Source organism: Nocardioides sp. SRI_004 (genome assembly GCF_057586415.1).
This window is the reverse complement of the sequence record NZ_JBYCZV010000016.1, coordinates 1-18,408: the sequence shown is the minus strand read 5'-3', so window position 1 is coordinate 18,408 and position 18,408 is coordinate 1. Positions and strand designations below refer to the sequence as shown.

The 18,408-nt window shown below is 71.8% G+C and carries 13 protein-coding genes; 11 read left to right on the top strand and 2 right to left on the bottom strand.

What is annotated here, in order from left to right; all coding sequences use genetic code 11:
* The first annotated feature begins 101 nt into the window (after window positions 1-101).
* The 6 genes from groL (at window position 102) to AC2YHB_RS19890 (ending at window position 7,627) form a co-directional block, all read left to right on the top strand.
* Window positions 102-1,727 carry a chaperonin GroEL gene (gene groL, locus AC2YHB_RS19915; RefSeq protein ID WP_179647902.1) on the top strand — a complete coding sequence of 542 codons (1,626 nt, stop codon included), beginning with the start codon at window positions 102-104 and terminating at the stop codon, window positions 1,725-1,727.
* Between the two features lie 306 nt (window positions 1,728-2,033).
* Complete coding sequence (locus tag AC2YHB_RS19910) at window positions 2,034-2,879, top strand: GNAT family N-acetyltransferase (protein WP_308645476.1); 846 nt, start codon at window positions 2,034-2,036, stop codon at window positions 2,877-2,879.
* A gap of 56 nt (window positions 2,880-2,935) precedes the next feature.
* Window positions 2,936-3,877 (top strand): hypothetical protein, encoded by a 942-nt coding sequence (locus AC2YHB_RS19905; RefSeq protein WP_051933009.1) that lies wholly within the window; start codon window positions 2,936-2,938, stop codon window positions 3,875-3,877.
* A gap of 78 nt (window positions 3,878-3,955) precedes the next feature.
* Complete coding sequence (locus AC2YHB_RS19900; protein ID WP_308645475.1) at window positions 3,956-5,416, top strand: cytochrome ubiquinol oxidase subunit I; 1,461 nt, start codon at window positions 3,956-3,958, stop codon at window positions 5,414-5,416.
* On the top strand, window positions 5,413-6,420 hold the full coding sequence (locus AC2YHB_RS19895; protein WP_487354518.1) for a cytochrome d ubiquinol oxidase subunit II: 1,008 nt from the start codon (window positions 5,413-5,415) through the stop codon (window positions 6,418-6,420). The genes AC2YHB_RS19900 and AC2YHB_RS19895 overlap by 4 nt, the downstream gene beginning before the upstream one ends.
* A gap of 55 nt (window positions 6,421-6,475) precedes the next feature.
* On the top strand, window positions 6,476-7,627 hold the full coding sequence (locus AC2YHB_RS19890) for an MBL fold metallo-hydrolase (protein ID WP_487354517.1): 1,152 nt from the start codon (window positions 6,476-6,478) through the stop codon (window positions 7,625-7,627).
* Here the strand turns inward: AC2YHB_RS19890 and zwf are convergent.
* Window positions 7,624-9,099 carry a glucose-6-phosphate dehydrogenase gene (gene zwf / locus AC2YHB_RS19885; protein WP_179647899.1) on the bottom strand — a complete coding sequence of 492 codons (1,476 nt, stop codon included), beginning with the start codon at window positions 9,097-9,099 and terminating at the stop codon, window positions 7,624-7,626. The two genes, AC2YHB_RS19890 and zwf, sit on opposite strands and share 4 nt — an antisense overlap.
* Window positions 9,100-9,168: 69 nt before the next feature.
* Between zwf and guaB the strand changes: the two genes are divergently transcribed.
* On the top strand, window positions 9,169-10,668 hold the full coding sequence (guaB, locus tag AC2YHB_RS19880; protein ID WP_036551301.1) for an IMP dehydrogenase: 1,500 nt from the start codon (window positions 9,169-9,171) through the stop codon (window positions 10,666-10,668).
* Window positions 10,669-11,158: 490 nt separating this feature from the next.
* Here the strand turns inward: guaB and AC2YHB_RS19875 are convergent, their stop codons facing one another.
* Window positions 11,159-11,752, bottom strand: coding sequence for a hypothetical protein (locus AC2YHB_RS19875; protein ID WP_207006634.1), 594 nt, complete (start codon window positions 11,750-11,752; stop codon window positions 11,159-11,161).
* A gap of 211 nt (window positions 11,753-11,963) precedes the next feature.
* Here AC2YHB_RS19875 and pstC point away from each other — a divergent pair, with 211 nt between their 5' ends.
* The 4 genes from pstC to AC2YHB_RS19855 are packed head-to-tail and all read left to right on the top strand — an operon-like array spanning window position 11,964 to window position 18,386.
* Window positions 11,964-12,977, top strand: a complete 1,014-nt coding sequence (gene pstC, locus AC2YHB_RS19870; RefSeq protein WP_487354516.1) for a phosphate ABC transporter permease subunit PstC — start codon at window positions 11,964-11,966, stop codon at window positions 12,975-12,977.
* A complete protein-coding gene (gene pstA, locus AC2YHB_RS19865; protein ID WP_179647896.1) occupies window positions 12,974-14,179 on the top strand; it encodes a phosphate ABC transporter permease PstA in 1,206 nt (401 codons plus the stop codon). Before pstC ends, pstA begins: the two co-directional genes overlap by 4 nt.
* Complete coding sequence (locus tag AC2YHB_RS19860) at window positions 14,179-15,810, top strand: phosphate ABC transporter substrate-binding protein PstS (protein WP_487354515.1); 1,632 nt, start codon at window positions 14,179-14,181, stop codon at window positions 15,808-15,810. The genes pstA and AC2YHB_RS19860 overlap by 1 nt, the downstream gene beginning before the upstream one ends.
* Window positions 15,807-18,386, top strand: a complete 2,580-nt coding sequence (locus AC2YHB_RS19855; RefSeq protein ID WP_487354514.1) for a hypothetical protein — start codon at window positions 15,807-15,809, stop codon at window positions 18,384-18,386. Before AC2YHB_RS19860 ends, AC2YHB_RS19855 begins: the two co-directional genes overlap by 4 nt.
* Window positions 18,387-18,408: the final 22 nt, after the last annotated feature.

Below are 18,408 nucleotides of genomic sequence, written 5' to 3'. Positions count from 1 at the left end.
AGTCTCGAACCGCCCGGGACGTCATGCGCATCGGTCGCCCCGGCGACCACGTCGCATGACGTCGCGGGCGGTTTCGCCTTTCCACACCAAGGAGCAACACAGTGCCCAAGATCCTGGAGTTCGACGAGCATGCCCGTCGCGCGCTCGAGCGCGGCGTCGACAAGCTCGCCAACACCGTCAAGGTGACCCTCGGCCCCAAGGGTCGCTATGTCGTCCTCGACAAGAAGTGGGGCGCGCCGACCATCACCAACGACGGCGTGACCGTCGCCCGTGAGGTCGAGCTGGACGACCCGTTCGAGAACCTCGGTGCCCAGCTCACCAAGGAGGTCGCGACCAAGACCAACGACGTCGCCGGTGACGGTACGACGACCGCGACCGTGCTGGCGCAGGCGCTCGTCCACGAGGGCCTGCGCGCCGTCGCGGCCGGCGTGAACCCGATGGGCCTCAAGCGGGGCATGGACGCCGCGGCGGCTGCCCTCGGCGACGCCCTGCGCGACGCCGCCCGTGAGGTCGACGACGAGAAGGACATCGCCTCGGTGGCGACGGTCTCCTCGCGTGACGGCCACATCGGCGAGCTGCTCGCCGAGGCCTTCAGCAAGGTCGGCAAGGACGGCGTGATCACGGTCGAGGAGTCCAACACCCCCTCGACCGAGCTCGAGTTCACCGAGGGCATGCAGTTCGACAAGGGCTTCAACTCGGCGTACTTCGTCACCGACGCGGAGCGCCAGGAGGCCGTCCTCGACGACCCGTACATCCTGATCAACCAGGGCAAGATCTCGGCGATCGCGGAGCTCCTGCCGCTGCTGGAGAAGGTCATCCAGACCGGCAAGCCGCTCTTCATCCTCGCCGAGGACGTCGAGGGCGAGGCGCTCTCCACCCTGGTCGTCAACAAGATCCGCGGCACGTTCACCGCCGTCGCGGGCAAGGCCCCCGGCTTCGGCGACCGCCGCAAGGCGATCCTGCAGGACATCGCGATCCTCACTGGTGGCACGGTCATCTCGCCGGAGGTCGGCCTCAAGCTCGACCAGATCGGCCTCGAGGAGCTCGGCCAGGCCCGCCGCATCGTCGTCACGAAGGACAACACGACGATCGTCGACGGCGCCGGCGACGAGACCCAGGTCGCGGGTCGCGTCGAGCAGATCAAGAAGGAGATCGAGGCGTCCGACTCCGACTGGGACACCGAGAAGCTCCAGGAGCGGCTCGCGAAGCTCTCCGGCGGCGTCGTGGTGATCAAGGTCGGCGCGCACACCGAGGTCGAGCTCAAGGAGAAGAAGCACCGCATCGAGGACGCCGTCTCCGCGACGCGCGCCGCGATCGAGGAGGGCATCGTGCCCGGCGGCGGCTCGGCCATCGTCCACGCGGCCGCGGCCCTCGAGGGTGACCTCGGCCTGAGCGGCGACGAGGCCGTCGGCGTGCGGATCGTCCGCAAGGCCGTCGACGAGCCGCTGCGCTGGATCGCCGAGAACGGCGGCGCGAACGGCTACGTCGTCACCAACAAGGTGCGCGAGCTCGGTGTCGGCAACGGCTACAACGCCGCCACCGGCGAGTACGGCGACCTCGTCGCCCAGGGCGTCATCGACCCGGTCAAGGTGACCCGGTCGGCGCTCGCCAACGCGGTGTCGGTCGCCGGCATGCTCCTCACCACCGAGGTGCTCGTCGTCGACAAGCCCGAGGACGAGGCCGAGGCCGACGCCGGCCACGGTCACGGCCACGGGCACGGTCACTGAGACCTGCGCTCCGCAGCAGCAGCCCGGCCCGTCGTACCGCTCCGGTACGGCGGGCCGGTCCGCTTTTCGCGGCCGGGGCTCAGTCCCGGCCGCGCAGGAAGCTGACCCGCATCGGGCGCAGCTCGGGCGTCATCAGGCCGGCCTGGACGGCCGGGGCGGCGAGCATGATCACCCGGACGGCGTCCTCGTCCTCGGGCTCGGGGCCAGATTCGCACGCGGAGCAGGGCTTCGCGATGTCCTCCCAAGAAATCTTCGTGATCGCATCCGGTCACATCCCTCCGGCATAGTGGGCACATGTTGTGGAGAGTGCGCGCCGGACTGCCCGACCGACCGGGAGCGCTCGCCGAGCTCGCGGCGGCGTGCGGCCGCGCGGGCGTGAACATCCAGACCGTGCAGGTCTTCCCCGGCGAGGCGACGGTCACCGACGAGCTGGTGCTGCAGGTCCCTCACGACTGGACCCAGGACCAGCTCCGCGAGCTGGTCGACGGTGCGGGCGGCGAGACGGTGTCCGCCGTACCGGTCACGACGGCGGCGCTGGAGGACCAGCCGACCCGCTACGTCCAGGCGGTGCGGTCGATCGTCGCCCAGCCGGCGACCTTCCCGGACGTCGCGGCGCACCTGTTCGACGCAGAGGTGGCGCCGAGCACCGCCCACGTCGACGTCCTCGAGATGACCGTCGGCGGCTCCGCGACCATCCAGATCCGCCGTGACACGCCGTTCACGACCACCGAGCGGCAGCGCGCGGCGGCCCTCGCCGAGCTCGTCGGCGAGGTCCTCGACGCGCAGGCACCCCCCTCGCCGCAGCAGCCGGGCGCGGGCGACCCGGAGTTCGTGACCACGGGAGCCGTCGTGTCGGCGCTCGCCGGCGGCAAGGTCGCCGGCCGCGCGGAGTACACCCCTGCCGGCGGCGAGCCGTGGCCCGTGGACCTCTGGGTCGACCCGGCCTGGCACCGACGCGGCGTCGGCACCCGCCTGCTCGCCGACGTCGCCCGCGCCGCCCGCGGCGCCGGCGCCGACGAGATCGTGCTGACCGCGCCGTCGGACACCAAGGCGGTGCTGCCGATGGTGCTCGCGGCGGGCATGCGCGGCCGGATCCGGATGGCCGGCGACACGCTCACGGTGCGGATCGCGATCACCGACCTGCGCGCGTAGGCGACGAAAGGCCCTAGGGTTCTGCCACCTGATCCAGAATCCCGGGGGAGAACACCATGGTTCGCAATGCGAGCAAGAAGGCTGCCGGCTCGGACGGCGCCGACGACCGGACGTGGCATGCCACGCCCGAGGCGAAGTCGAAGGCCAAGACCTACCGCATCATCGCCCTCGTCCTCTGGGCGCTGTCGATCGCGGCCGAGCTGGGTGGCATCTTCGGGCTGCTCCTGAACAAGGGGATCCTCGAGGCCAGCACCTCGGTCGACGACCGGGGCGTCCTCGTCGCCGACGAGAAGTTCCCGACCTGGGCCTTCGTGACGCTTATCGGCCTGCTCGTCGTGATGGCGATCCTGACCATCATCGGCTCGCAGCTGTGGAAGAAGGCGCAGGAGCTCGACCCGCCGTCGAGCGCCAACGGCATCTCGTTCTTCCTCAAGAGCCAGCTCGGCGCGATCATCCCGCTGATCGCCTTCGTGCCGATCATCGTGCTGATCTTCCTCAACAAGGACATGTCGAAGCAGCAGAAGGGCTGGGCCGGCGGCGTCGGCGTCGTCCTCGCGCTCGTCGCGGTGGCGCTCGGCGTGAACTACGACCCGCCGTCGATCGAGAAGTACACCGCGGAGAAGCAGGCCGTCGTCCAGCTGCTCGGCGAGGACAAGGTCTACTGGGCCGGCGGCGGCGAGGTCTACCACGTCTGCGCGAACGTCCCGGACCTCTCGAAGAGTGCCGTCACCAGCGGTACGACGGCCGAGGCGGTCGCGGACGGCAAGCCGCGCCTGACGCTGAAGCTCGAGTCGGAGCTGAAGGCGTGCCAGCGCGCGGTGCCCAACAACATCGACGAGATCGTCGACGCGATCCGCCGGGTCCAGCAGGGCGAGGTCACCGAGCAGGTCCTGCCCTCGCCGGACTGGACCGGCGTGGCGAACGCCCCGAGCGGCGACGCCCTCGACGAGCTGAACGACGTGCTCGACGAGGCGCGGAAGGACGACGGCTCCGAGTAGTCCCGGGTCTCCGGGGGTGAGGATGGTCTCACCCCCGGAGGCTTTGTGAACACATTCACAAGCGGTAGCGTCGGGGACGTGCTGACCCCCGACGTCGTCACCGCCACCCTCGCCCACGCCAGCCAGGTCGCCAGCCAGGTCGCCAGCCAGGTCGCCGGCCGGATCGCCGCCGAGGCCGAGCCCGCCGGCCTGCTCCCGGCCCGCGAGCAGATGGCGCTCTCGCTCGGCTGGCACATCATCCTGGCCTGCTTCGGCGTCGCGTTCCCCGCGATGATCTTCGTGATGCACCTGCGCGGCATCCGCAAGGACGACCCGGTCGCCCTCGGCCTGGCGCAGCGCTGGGCGAAGGTGTCGGCGGTGCTCTTCGCGATCGGCGCCGTCTCCGGCACGGTCCTCAGCTTCGAGATGGGCGTGCTGTGGCCCGGCCTGATGGGGACGTACGGCGACGTGCTCGGCCTGCCCTTCGCATTCGAGGGGCTCGCGTTCTTCCTCGAGGCGATCTTCCTCGGCATCTACCTCTACGGCTGGAACCGGATGCCCCCGAAGCGGCACGTGCTGATGGTGCTGCCGATGGCGGTCACCGGGATCATCGGCGCCTACTGCGTGCTCGCGGTCAACGCCTGGATGAACGTGCCGACCGGCTTCCGGATCGTCGACGGCGAGGTGACCGACGTCGAGCCGTGGAAGGTGCTCTTCAACGGCCACGCCTTCCTGCAGTTCGCGCACATGTGGGTCGGCGCCTACATGCTGGCCGGCTTCTCCGTCGCCGGCGTGTACGCCGTCGGCATGCTCCGCGGCCGCCGCGACGCCCACCACCGGCTGGGCTTCATGGTGCCGTTCGTGTTCGCCTCGGTCGCGGCCGTCACCCAGCCGTTCGTCGGGCACGTGCTCGGCTTCGGCCTCGACGAGCGCCAGCCGGCGAAGCTGGCGGCGTTCGAGCTCGCCGAGACCACCGAGAGCCCGTCGCCGCTGCGGCTCGGGGGAGTGCTGGTCGACGGCGAGGTGAAGGGCTCGATCGACATCCCCTACCTGGGCTCCCTGATCGCGATGAACTCGCCCGACAAGCCGGTGTCCGGCCTCGACACGATCCCCGAGGAGGACCACCCGCCGGTCAACATGACCCACCTGGCCTTCCAGACGATGGTCGGCATCGGCACCCTCCTCGCGGCCGTCGTCGCGTTCTTCTGGGTGCAGCGCCGGCGGGGCCGCGACCTGCTCGAGAAGCGGTGGTTCCTGCGCTTCGCCGCGGTCGCCGGCCCGCTCGCGGTGGTCGCGCTCGAGGCGGGCTGGATCGCGACCGAGGTCGGCCGCCAGCCCTGGATCGTGTATGACGTCATGCGCACCACCGACGCGGTCGGCGACTACACCGCCAGCCTGTGGTGGCTGCTCGGCATCAGCACGGTGGTCTACACCGGCATGACCGTGGGCGCGGTCGTCGTACTCCGGTCGATGGCCCGGCGCTGGCGGGAGGGCGCGGTGGACCTGCCGAGCCCCTACGCGCCGGCCACCGCCACTCCGGGCGAGGGGGAGCGCCGATGAGCATCGAGGTCGCGGTCGCCGCCGCACTCTTCGTCGGGGTCGTCGCCTACGCCGTGCTGGGCGGTGCCGACTTCGGCTCGGGCTTCTTCGACCTGACCGCGGGCAGCAGTCGCCGCGGCGCGGAGCTGCGCACGCTCGTCGACCACAGCATCGGCCCGGTCTGGGAGGCCAACCACGTCTGGCTGATCTACGTGCTGGTCATCTGGTGGACCGGCTTCCCCGAGTCCTTCGCCGCCGCGATGTCGACGCTGGTGCTGCCGCTCCTGCTGGCCCTGCTGGGCATCGTGCTGCGCGGCGCCAGCTTCGCCTTCCGCAAGTACGCCGAGACGCTCGGCCAGGCCCGGCTATTCGGGGTCGTCTTCGCCGCCTCCAGCATCATCACCCCGTTCTTCCTGGGCACCGTCGCGGGGGCGATCGCCTCGGGCCGGGTGCCGATGGACGGCGCCGGCGACCGCTGGTCGTCGTGGGTGAACCCGACGTCGCTGTTCGGCGGCCTGATCGCCGTCGGCACCTGCGCCTTCCTCGCCGGGACCTTCCTCGTGGCCGACGCCGAGCGCAGCGGCAACCACCGCCTGGCGGGGGAGATCCGGGTGCGGGCCCTCCTCGTCGGCCTGGTCACCGGTGCCCTGGTCTTCGCCGCGCTGGTGCCGATCGAGCACGACGCGCCCACGCTGGCCGACGGGCTCGAGGGCCGCGCCGCACCGCTCGTCGTGCTCGCCGCGATCGCCGGCGTGGCCACGATGTACCTGCTCTGGCGCCGCCGCTACGCGGTCGCCCGGATCGCCGCGGTCCTCGCGGTCGCGTCGGTCGTGTCGGGCTGGGGCGTCGGGCAGTACCCGTGGCTGCTCGTCGACGAGGTGACGATCACCGACGCGGCCGGTGCCACGGCGACCCTGCAGGGACTGCTCGTCGCGGTCGGGCTGGCCGTCCTGGTCGTCGTACCGCCGCTGGCCTATCTCTTCCGGCTCACGCAGTCGGAGGAGTGGACCCGTCCCGACCACTGACATCCGAAGCTGAACCCATCGACAGATCGTTTGGGTCCGAACTAACATGCCCGGCATGTGCCAGACCACTGGGAAGCCGGACGACCTGCCCACCGCCTCCGAGGCCGGCGTACGCCGCAGGAGCCTGCTCCGGGGTGGAGCCGTGGGAACCGTCGGGCTCGGCGCGGCGGTGCTGGCGCCGAGCGCGGCCGCCAAGGGCCGTCCGATCACGCCCCCGAAGCGCTTCGGCGCGGCCGAGCTCGTCATCCTCGGCACTGCCGCGGGTCCGCCGCCCGAGCCCGATCGGGCGGGGATCGCCAGCGCACTGCACATCGAGGGGCGCAACTACCTCATCGACTGTGGTCGGAGCTCGGTGACGAACTACTACAACGTGGGCCTGCGGTACGCCGACCTCGACTCCGTGTTCATCACGCACCTGCACGCCGACCATGTCGCCGACTACTACAACGTCTTCCTGCTCGCAGGTTGGGGCCTCACCGACGACAACGATGCGCTGACGCAGCGGGTGGGTGTGTACGGCCCGGGTCCGGCCGGCGCGCTGCGACCGCCGTTCAAGGGCGGCGACGTCCCGACCGTCGCGCCCGAGGACCCGACGCCGGGCCTCGCCGCCATGACGGAGCACCTGGTCGCGGCCTACGCCTACAGCTCGAACCTCTTCATCCGGGACTCGGGCAGTCCCGACCCGAGGGACCTGATCGACGTCCACGAGCTCCAGGTCCCGAGCGAGGTCCCCGCGGACGTGCTGGGCGACACGGCGCCGCCGATGGACCCGTTCCTGGTGATGGAGGACGACCGGGTGCGGGTCACCGCCGTCCTGGTGCCGCACGGCCCGGCCTTCCCGAGCTACGCCTACCGCTTCGACACCGACCACGGGTCGGTCGTGTTCTCAGGCGACACCTCGCTGACTCCGAACATCGTCACGCTCGCGCGGGGCGCGGACATCCTCGTGCACGAGGCCATCGACCTCGAGGCGCTGGGCGAGCTGCCGCCCGCCGCGCTCGACCACCTCAAGCAGTCGCACACCTCGGTGGCCGACGTCGGTGCGGTCGCCGAGGCCGCCGGCGTCGACACGCTGGTCCTGAGCCACCTCGTCCCTGCGGCCCACTCCATCGTCAGCACCGGCCGCTGGCGCAGGCGCGCACAGCAGGGCTTCGGCGGCCGGGTCGTGGTCGGCGAGGACCTGATGCGGATTCCGCTGCCGCGCTAGCCCTGGTGCGCCGGGGCGTGACCCAGGCTCGGGTCCGGCGGGTGGTTGCCGAGCCGCCAACCGCCGATCGGCAGGTCGAGCGCGGCGGCCGGGCCCCACGTCCCCTGCTCGTAGGGCTGCGTCCGCGGGCGGCGGTCCAGCACCGGCTGGAAGATCTCCCAGAGCCGGTCGACCTCCTCGGAGCTGATGAAGAGGGTCCGGTCGCCGCGCATCACGTCGAGCAGCAGCCGCTCGTAGGCCTCGAGCGGGTCGGAGCCCGGCGCGTCGCCGACGAGGTCGAGCCGGAAGACGCCCTCGACCAGCGCCATGTCCGGACCCGGGCGCTTGGCCCGCACGTCGATCGCGATCCGCGGCTGGTCGGCGAGCTCGATGACCAGCTCGTTGGGCTCGGGGTTGCCGCCGCCCTCCGGCTTGAGCCAGCGGTGGCGCGGGTCGCGGAACCGGACGGTGATCGTGCGCCGCCCGTCGGCCATCGCCTTGCCGGTGCGCAGGTAGAAGGGCACGTCGCGCCAGCGGTCGTTGTCGATCCAGACCTCGGCCGCGACGAAGGTCTCCACCTCGGAGTCGGACGCGACGTCGGGCTCCTCCCGGTAGCCGTCGTACTGGCCGAAGACGACGCGCTCGGGGTCGATGGGCCGTACGGCGGAGAAGGTCGCCGCCTTCGCCGCCCGGATCGCCGACGCACGGAACGCGTGCGGGTCCTCGAGCGCGACGAACCCGAGCAGCTGCGCGAGGTGGGTGGTCACCATGTCCTTGAGGCAGCCGGTGCCCTCGTAGAAGCTGCCGCGGCCCTCGACCGTGAGCTTCTCGGGCACGTCGATCTGCACCGACTCGATCGAGTGGCGGTTCCACGCGGGCTCGAACAGGCCGTTGGCGAAGCGGAGGGCGAGGATGTTCTGCACCGCCTCCTTGCCGAGGAAGTGGTCGATCCGGAACACCTGGTCCTCGGCGAACGCCGAGCACAGGACCGCGTGCAGCTCGCGGGCGGTCGCGAGGTCCGTGCCGAAGGGCTTCTCGGCGACGAGGCGCGAGCGGGCGACGAGGTCCTCGCGGTCGAGCATCCCGACCATGCCCTTGACTGCGCCGGGCGGGACCGAGAGGTAGAGCAGCCGCCGCACGTCGCCGAGCAGGCAGTGGCCCTCGTCGAGCAGCCGGTCCTCCGCGTCGCGGACCGCCTGGGCCAGCGCGCTGCCGTCGTCGGCGGAGGAGGTCACGAAGGTGGTCCGCTCGAGCAGCCGGTCGGCCACCTCGGCGTCCACGTCGCCGACGAACTCGTCCAGCGCGGCCCGGACCTGGCCCCGGAACTCGTCGTCGGAGCCGGGGGAGTGGCGCCCACTGCCGATCACCGCGAAGTGCTCCGGCAGCCGTCCCGCGGCAGCCAGCCGGTAGAGGCCGGGGAAGAGCTTGCGGGCGGCGAGGTCGCCGGTCGCGCCGAAGAGGACGAGGACGTGTGGGGGAAGCTCGTTGCTCACGGCCCCAGCCTCCCGGACAAGTGGGCACCGGCCAAGGGGGTGAGCCGGATCACGCACTACGATGGTGTGGTGGAGGTCCCTGACAAGTTCGCAGCGCTCGGTCTCACCTACGACGACGTCCTCCTGCTCCCGGGTCATAGCGACCTGGCGCCGGACGACATCGACACCACCTCGCGGTTGACGCGTGAGATCTCGCTGAGGTCGCCGCTGATCAGCGCCGCGATGGACACCGTGACCGAGTCGCGGATGGCGATCGCGATGGCCCGCCAGGGCGGCATCGGCATCCTGCACCGCAACCTGTCCGCGGAGGAGCAGGCCTACCAGGTCGACCTCGTCAAGCGGACCCAGACCGGGATCATCTCCAACCCGGTCACCATCGGCCCCGACGCGACGCTCGAGGACCTCGACCGGATCTGCGGCGAGTACCGCGTCTCCGGCCTCCCCGTGGTCGACGCCGACAACCGCCTCCTCGGCATCTGCACCAACCGCGACCTGCGCTTCACGCCCGTCGCGGAGTGGGCGACCACCAAGGTCGACGAGGTGATGACCCCCATGCCGCTGGTCACCGGTGGCGTCGGCATCAGCCGTGACGAGGCGACCGCGCTGCTGCGCAAGCACAAGCGTGAGCGCCTCCCGCTGGTCGACGCCGAGGGCCGCCTCGGCGGCCTGATCACGGTCAAGGACTTCGTGAAGTCCGAGCAGTTCCCGCTGGCCTCCAAGGACGGCGACGGCCGCCTGATGGTCGGCGCCGCGATCGGCTACTTCGGCGACGCCTGGGAGCGGGCCACCGGCCTGATCGAGGCCGGCGTCGACGTGCTCGTCGCCGACACCGCGCACGGCCACGTCACCCTGCTGCTCGACATGGTCCGCCGGCTCAAGTCCGACCCCGCCACGAAGCACGTCCAGGTGATCGGCGGCAACGTCGCCACCCGCGAAGGCGCCCAGGCCTTCGTCGACGCCGGCGCCGACGCGGTCAAGGTCGGCTTCGGCCCCGGCTCCATCTGTACGACGCGCGTCGTCACCGGCTGCGGCGTACCCCAGGTGACGGCGGTCTACGAGGCGTCCCTCGCCGCGAAGCCCGCGGGCGTCCCGGTCATCGCCGACGGCGGCCTGCAGCAGTCCGGCGACATCGCCAAGGCGATCGTCGCCGGCGCCGAGTCCGTCATGATCGGCTCCATGCTCGCCGGCTGCGAGGAGTCGCCGGGCGAGGTGGTCTTCCACCAGGGCAAGCAGTACAAGGCCTACCGCGGCATGGGCTCGCTCGGCGCGATGTCCTCGCGCGGCAAGAAGTCCTACTCCAAGGACCGCTACTTCCAGGCCGAGGTCACCAGCGACGACAAGATCGTCCCCGAGGGCATCGAGGGCCGGGTCGCCTACAAGGGCCCGCTCGCCGGCGTCGCCCACCAGCTGCTCGGCGGCCTGTCGCAGTCGATGTTCTACGTCGGCGCGCGGACCATCCCCGAGCTGCAGGACAAGGGCCGGTTCATCCGGATCACCTCGGCCTCGCTCAAGGAGAGCCACCCGCACGACATCGAGATGACCGTGGAAGCGCCGAACTACCACCGTTAGATGGCGCGAGCGCCGGCGTTGAACTGCGCGAGCGCGTCGCCGGTCGTGCTCACCGCACGGGCGCTCGCTCCGCTCGGCCCGCGGGCTTCGCACGACGCGGCTGCGCCGCGGGGCGCCGCGCTGCCGCGCCGCGGTTGCCTTGCGTAGGTCCCGCCTCCGCCTGGCGGCAAGCCGACACTGCAGGTAACGGGCGGGAGCGCCGGCGTTGAATTGCGCGAGCGCGTCGCCGGTCGTGCTCACCGCACGGGCGCTCGCTCCGCTCGGCCCGCGGGCTTCGCACGACGCGGCTGCGCCGCGGGCGCCGCGCTGCCGCGCCGCGGTTGCCTTGCGTAGGTCCCGCCTCCGCCTGGCGGCAAGCCGACACTGCAGGTAGGGGGCGCGAGCGCGCCGCGGGGCGCCGCGCTGCCGCGCCGCGGTTGCCTTGCGTAGGTCCCGCCTCCGCCTGGCGGCAAGCCGACACTGCAGGTAGGGGGCGCGAGCGCGCCGCGGGTCAGTCGGTCCCGGGCAGCGGCCAACGCGCGAGGACCTCGACCACGCCCTCGAACGAGTCGCTCCAGGTCAAGGTGTCGGGCTCCGCGGAGTCGGCAGGCAGGAAGATCGGGACGCAGCCCTCGAGGCGTGAGCCCCGGCCGAAGGGCTCGGTCACCTCAGGCGTCGTGCACGGACCGCCGGACGTCGTCGGGTGGAGTGCGGGGAGGTCGGTGCTGCCCGACGCGAGTCCGAAGCCGGGGGCCACGAAGGTGGCGGCCACGCCATCGACGTACTCGATCCGGAAGCGCACGTAGTACACGCGGGAGGCGGCGAGGGTGGCCGCATCGGCGTGGTCGTCGCGCACGCTGTCGAAGTCGTCGATCGAGCCTTCCTCCGCCGATGTCGGCGTCACCTCGAGGCTGCCGAGCTGCTCGTCGTCGACGTGGGCGACGACCGCGGGCTCGCTGAAGGACGAGCGTTCGGTCCCCGTGTGCGACCCGGGGTCGTAGGGGAGCTCCTCCGCGCTCCCGCCCACCGTCCCGTCGTCGCACGCGGCAAGGAGGGCGCCGACGGCGGCGCAGACCAGGCCGGGCAGGCGGCGGGTTCGTGACACGAAGGTCGGTCTCTCCGCCTGGCGTCCGGGGCAAACACCCGGCCGGTGGATCCCGGCCGCGGTATTTCAACCGCAGCGGGGCTGGCGTTCCGCCGTCGTTCACCTGACTCGCACCGTCCGGACGCGCACTGCCGTCACGGTTCCTCTGGTCGCGCGGTCCCGCGCGCCGTGTGACCGGCCTTCTCGGGTGGGCCACGACCGAGGACGATGAGTGACCAGCCTGCCCCTTTCGGACCCGGGCGCGCCTGTAGCCGAGCCCCGCCGGATCTCGCGCAGGCCGTCCGGCGGAGACGCCGCCTTCGTCAACGTCTTCCGCGTCATCGGCGCGTCCGTGCTCGTCATCACCGGCGGCGTCGGCGTCTTCCTCGCGGTGCAGACCGTGCCGACGTTGCGCCACTACGGGCTCGACTTCCTCACCACCGCGCGCTGGGAGCCCGAGGTCGACCTGCTCGGCATCGCGGGCGTCGTCGTGGGCACGGTCTCGATCGCCCTGCTGGCGATGGTCTTCGCGTTCCCGCTGGCCCTGCTGACCGCGTTGTTCATCACGGAGTACGCGCCGGCGCGGGTCAAGCCCTTCCTGGTGTCCCTCGTCGACCTGATGGCGGCGGTGCCGTCGATCGTCTACGGCCTGTGGGGCTTCTTCCTGATGATGCCGCACGTCGCGGAGCTGTCGTACTGGCTGCAGCGCCACTTCGGCTGGGTGCCCTTCTTCGAGATCCGCGACACCGACCCGGACAGCCCGGTGTGGGACACCACCCGCTACATCGCCAGCTCGTTCTGCGCCTCCGTGCCCGTCGCGATGATGGTGCTGCCGATGGCGTGCGCCGTCATGCGGCAGGTCTTCTCGCAGACCCCGCCGGGGGAGCGGGAGGCGGCGCTGGCGCTGGGCGCGACGAAGTGGGGCGTCATCACGTCCGTCGTGCTGCCCTTCGGCCGCGGCGGCATCATCGGCGGCACGATGCTCGGCCTCGGCCGCGCCCTCGGGGAGACCATCGCGGTCGCGCTGATCATCTCGCCCGCCTTCGAGATCAAGTGGAACGTGCTCGAGGTCGGCGCGATCTCGGTGAGCTCCCTGATCGCGATCCAGTTCAGCGAGGCGAGCCCGTCGCAGCTGTCGGCCCTGCTGGCGGCCGGGTTCGTGCTCTTCGTGCTGACCCTGGTCGTCAACACCTGTGCCGCGATGATCGTCAACCGCAGCCGGTCCGGGGCGGACGCCGACGCATGAGCACGAGTACGACGACCAGCACGCCGCGGTCGACCACCACGCCCCGCACCCACCTGCCGGTCCGCGACGACGACGCGCCGCCGCCGGTGCCGCGCCTCGCGATCGGCGCGCCCAACGCGGACGAGCTGTTCGTGCGCGTCGGCGCCTGGGTGGCCGCGGTCGCGATCGCCTGGCTGATCACCCAGCGCTTCCTGCCGCTCGCCGGCCTGCCGTGGTTCCTCATCGTCCTCTTCGTGGGCGGCGTCGCGATGACCGCGCTGCTCACGACCATGACGGGGACCTGGGTCGAGGTGAAGGACCGCGTCGCGGGAGCGGTGATCACCGGTGGCGCGCTCGTCGTCGGGGCGGCGCTCGTCTCGACCATCACCTTCGTCTTCCTCCGCGGCTGGCGGGCCCTGCTGCACACCAACTTCTTCCTCGACGACATGGCGGGCGTCGACCCGAAGGCGTCCTTCGACGCCGGTGGCGTCGCGCACGCGATCACCGGGTCCCTGATCCAGCTGGGGATCGCGCTGGTCATCACGCTGCCGCTCGGCATCGGCACCGCCGTCTTCATGACCGAGGTCGGCGGCCGGTTCTCCCGCGTGGTCCGCACCGTCGTCGAGGCGATGACGGCGCTGCCCTCGATCGTGGCCGGCCTGTTCGTCTACGCCGTGCTGATCCTGACCCTCGGCTTCCCGCCCTCCGGGTTCGCGGCCGGCATGGCGATCGCGGTCATGATGCTGCCGATCATCGCCCGCGCCGCGGACGTCGTGCTCCGCGTCGTGCCGGGCACCCTGCGCGAGGCCAGCCTGGCGCTCGGCGCCAGCCGCTGGCGCACCGTGTGGCACGTGGTGCTGCCGACCGCCCGACCGGGCCTGGCGACGGCGGTGATCCTGGGCGTCGCGCGCGGCATCGGTGAGACCAGTCCCGTCCTGCTCACGTCGGGGGCGGCCAACTTCCTGGTCACCAACCCCTTCGAGGGCGCCATGAACTCGCTGCCGCTCTACATCTACAACGGCGCCCGCAGCGGGGAGCCGGCGCTGATCGACCGCGCGTTCGGTGCCGCCGCGGTGCTGATGGTCCTCGTCCTCGTGCTGTTCGTCATCGCCCGCCTTGTCGCCCGACCCGCCGGCGGCAACCGGCGCGGCCTCGTCCGACCGTTCGTCCGCGCGCTCGGCACCGCCGTCCGCAAGATCCCCACGTCCCGGAGCAGCTCATGATGTCCCGCGCCCGCAGTACGACGCTCGCGATCCTCGCCGGCCTCGGACTCCTGTCCGTCCTCGCCGGCACGGCCGCGGCGAGCGTCCCCGAGGAGACGCCGCGCGACGGCGTCGCGTCGCGTGCGGCGGCGTACGCGACCATCGAGGGGAAGGGCTCGACCTGGTCGAAGCTCATCGTCGACAAGTGGATCGGCGACGTCGACAGCAAGGGCATGAAGGTCGTCTACAGCGGCGTCGGCTCGAGCGCGGGCCGCAAGGCGTTCGCCGACGGCACCGTCGACTACGCGATCTCCGAGATCCCCTACCAGGGCGTCGACGAGAAGAGCGGCCAGGCCGACAAGAGCGACCGCGACTACGCCTACCTGCCGATCGTGGCCGGTGGCACCTCGTTCACCTACCAGCTCAAGATCGGCACCCAGCAGGTGCGCAACCTCCGCCTCTCGGGGGAGACGGTCGCCAAGATCTTCACCAACCAGATCACCAGCTGGGACGACGCGCAGATCACGCGGGACAACAACGGACGCAAGTTCCCGAAGATCCCGATCACGCCCGTGGTGCGCTCGGACGGCTCGGGCACGACGGCCCAGTTCACCCGCTGGATGGACGCGGAGTACCCCTCGATCTGGCGCCCCTACTTCGGCAAGAGCGGCCTGACGTCGTACTTCCCGAAGAAGGGCCGGCAGATCGCGCAGGCCGGCTCCGACCAGGTCATGAACACGATCAAGGGCTTCGCCGGCAACGGCACGATCGGGTACGTCGAGTACGCCTATCCGAAGAACGCCGGCTACCCGGTCGTGAAGGTCAGCAACAAGGCGGGCTACTACGTGGAGCCGACGACCTTCAACGTGGCGGTCGCGCTGACGAGGGCGAAGATCGACCCGGCCACGCTGACGCAGGTGCTGGACGCGGTCTACCGCAACCCGGACCCGCGGGCCTACCCGCTGTCGTCGTACTCGTACATGATCATCCCGACCAGTGCCGACGACCCGCGGATGACCACGGCGAAGCGCCAGACGCTCGCCGACTTCCTCTACCACTCGCTGTGCGCGGGCCAGGGCGACGCGGGCGACTACGGCTACTCGCCGTTGACCCTCAACCTCGTCTCCGCCGGGTTCACGCAGGTCAAGAAGCTGAAGGCGGCGGATCCCGCCGTCGTGCTGACCAACCGGGACGTGAAGAGCTGCAACAACCCGACCTTCGACGGCAAGAACCTCAACCACAACGTGCTGGCCGACAAGGCGCCACAGCCGGCGGCGTGCGACAAGGACGGCCAGGGCCCGTGCACCACGGGCACCGGCACCGGGGCGCCGTCCACGGACGAGCCCGGAGCCGGTGGGACCGGGGGCACGGGCGGCACGGGTGGCGCCGGTGGCCCCGGTGACGCCCCGGCGAGCGGTGACGCCCCGCCGGTGGTCGACCCGGAGACCGGGGAGGTCGTCGCCGCCGGCAGCACCGGCGGGTCGACGGCCGGCGGCGAGGTCTACGCCAACCCGCTGCTCGTCTCGGACCGTCCCGCGGACAGCCGCACCTTCGGCTGGCTGGCGGTCATCGAGCTGATCGGCCTGGTCGTGCTGCCCGGGCTCTTCGTGTCGGTCCTGCGCCGGCGCCGCGCAGCAGGGGCGGGCCGATGAGCGCCCGCCGCCGGCTCGCCCTGGCGCTCGCCGTCGGGGCGGTCGGGCTCGGGCTGCTGCCGGGTGCGCCCTCCGCGGGCGGAACCACGGAGGCCGCCGGCGCGGCAGCACCCGCCGCCGAGGGCGGCTACTCCCGCACGCGCACCGTCACCCGCGAGGTCCTCGACGCCGACGGAGGTGTCGACGCCACCCTGTCCACGTCCTACCGGATGACGGTCAGGGCCGACCGGACGACCGACCTCCGCGGTCGCGAGCGCGTCGCGATCAGCTGGACCGGGGCAGCGCCGAGCGGTGGCCGGGCGAGCAACCCGTACGGCGAGAAGGGGCTCCTGCAGGAGTACCCGGTCATGGTGCTGCAGTGCCGCGGCACCGACGACGCCGACCTGCCCCTGGCGAAGCGGGTCCGGCCCGAGACCTGCTGGACGTCATCGGTCGCCCAGCGCTCGCAGCGGCTGCGCTCGCGCAGCGAGTCGACCTGGCTCGTCGACCGCTACGCCGACGAGGCGGACCGCCAGCCCGTGTCCGGGATGGACCCGTTCCCCGGTGCCGACTGCCCGGGGCTCGACACCACGGTCGCCAACACCCACCTCACCGAGTTCGTCTCGCAGGCCGGGCGGACCTACCCGGCCTGCGCCGCGGACAGGATGCCGCCGGAGGCCGCCGTGGACGCGGCGTTCCCGCCCTCGGAGCTGGCGGCGTACACGGACCTCGACGGCAAGGGATCCGTGCAGTTCGAGGTGCGCTCCTCCGTCGAGAACGAGTCCCTCGGCTGCTCGCACGAGGTGGCCTGCTCGATCGTCGTGGTCCCGATCCTGGGCATCAGCTGCGACCGGCCCTCCTCGCCGATGACCTCCACCGACCGGGCCTGCCGGAAGGCGGGCCGCTTCGCCGCCGGCTCCAGCAACTTCGCGGAGGAGGGCGTCGACCAGGCGGTCTCGCCGTCGCTGTGGTGGTCGGCGTCCAACTGGCGCAACCGGTTCAGCATCCCCGTCACCTTCGGCCTCCCGGCCGGCGTCTGCGACGTGCTCGACCCGCGTGCGCCCACGAAGTTCTTCGGCTCCGAGCTGATGGCCCAGGCCGCGCTGCAGTGGGCGCCGGCCTACTGCCTGCGCGACGACCGCTTCAACTTCGCGCTCAGCCAGATGCCCGACAACGCGGGCTGGGAGAACATGGAGAACGGCGCCGGACCGGCCGCATTCGTGTCCTCCGAGCACCAGCAGGCGGGCGCCGACCCCGTCGGCTACGCGCCCACCGCCATCAGCGGGTTCAGCATCGGCTACACGATCGACCGGCCCGACAACGGCGGCGAGTACGACCGGCTGCGGCTCAACCCCCGCCTCCTCGCGAAGCTGCTCACCCAGAGCTATCTCGGGTCCGACCTCGGCCGCGGCCACCCCGGCATCGGCGACAACCCGATGGCGATCATGGACGACCCCGAGTTCGTGAGGCTCAACCCCGGCCTCAGCCGCAACGTCCAGGAGGCCGGTGCGACCCTGCTCTCGCTCTCGGTCTCCTCCGACCTGATCCGCCAGCTGACGTCCTACATCGCCCAGGACGCGGACGCGATGGCCTTCGTGGCCGGGACGCCGGACCCGTGGGGGATGAAGGTCAACCCGGCGTACCGGTCGCTCGACCTGCCGCGCGACGAGTGGCCGCTGCTCGACAGCTACATCCCCGAGACGCAGAACGAGTGCCTCAAGCAGAACCCGACGGTGTACTTCACCCAGCTGGCGTCGCCGGTCTCGACGCTGCGCACGATCGCCGACGCGCTCATCGACGCGTGGCCCTACGTGCAGACCCGCTGCGACTACGACACCGCCACGTCGACGTACAAGCTGGGCCGCAAGGACCGGCAGAACTACGGGACGCGATTCATGCTGGGCCTGGTCAGCCTCGGCGACGCCGACCGGTTCGGGATGCGGTCGGCCGCGCTGCTGACCAGCAAGGGCCGGTACGTCGCGCCGACCGACCGGAGCCTGTCCGCGGCCGTCGGCCTGATGCGCCGCTCGGGGGCCCATCGCCCGTTCACCGTGACCCAGGAGGCGGTCACGGCCGCCGGCGACGCCTACCCGGGGACGATGGTCGTCTACACGACCGCGAAGCTCGAGAGCCTCGCCCGCCCGCAGGCCCGCCAGGTCGCGTCCTTCATCAGGATCGCCACCTCCGAGGGACAGGTCCGCGGCCGCGGCAACGGCGACCTGCCGGGCGGCTACCTCCCGATCCGCAAGACCGGCGTCACCGCACCCCTGTGGCGCGCCGCGCAGCAGACGGCCAGCGCGATCGAGGCGCAGAAGGGCGCCGGTACGACGACCCCGGAGGACGTGCCGCCGCCGTCGGACGCCGCGCCGCCGGCCTCGGGTGACGCCGCCGCGCCGCCGGCGGGAACGCCGTCGAAGGCGGGTCCCGGCGCGACCCCGACCACGACGGACGGTACGACGCCCACGGCTGCCACGACGGAGGAGACGACGTCGTCGCTGGGCAACGTCCTGCTGCCGGTCCTCCTCCTGGTCGGTGGCCTCGCCATCGCCAGCTCGGTGGTCTCGCAGCTCGTCGGCCGCCGAGCGGGGACGCCATGACCGCGCCGAGCGTCCCGCCCGC

Excerpts from the sequence above, each read along its gene's own strand:
- AC2YHB_RS19895 (WP_487354518.1), top strand. The coding sequence starts at position 5,413 with ATGAGCATCGAGGTCGCGGTCGCCGCCGCACTCTTCGTCGGGGTCGTC.
- AC2YHB_RS19905 (WP_051933009.1), top strand. The coding sequence starts at position 2,936 with ATGGTTCGCAATGCGAGCAAGAAGGCTGCCGGCTCGGACGGCGCCGAC.
- AC2YHB_RS19855 (WP_487354514.1), top strand. The coding sequence starts at position 15,807 with ATGAGCGCCCGCCGCCGGCTCGCCCTGGCGCTCGCCGTCGGGGCGGTC.
- AC2YHB_RS19860 (WP_487354515.1), top strand. The coding sequence starts at position 14,179 with ATGTCCCGCGCCCGCAGTACGACGCTCGCGATCCTCGCCGGCCTCGGA.
- AC2YHB_RS19890 (WP_487354517.1), top strand. The coding sequence starts at position 6,476 with ATGTGCCAGACCACTGGGAAGCCGGACGACCTGCCCACCGCCTCCGAG.
- pstA (WP_179647896.1), top strand. The coding sequence starts at position 12,974 with ATGAGCACGAGTACGACGACCAGCACGCCGCGGTCGACCACCACGCCC.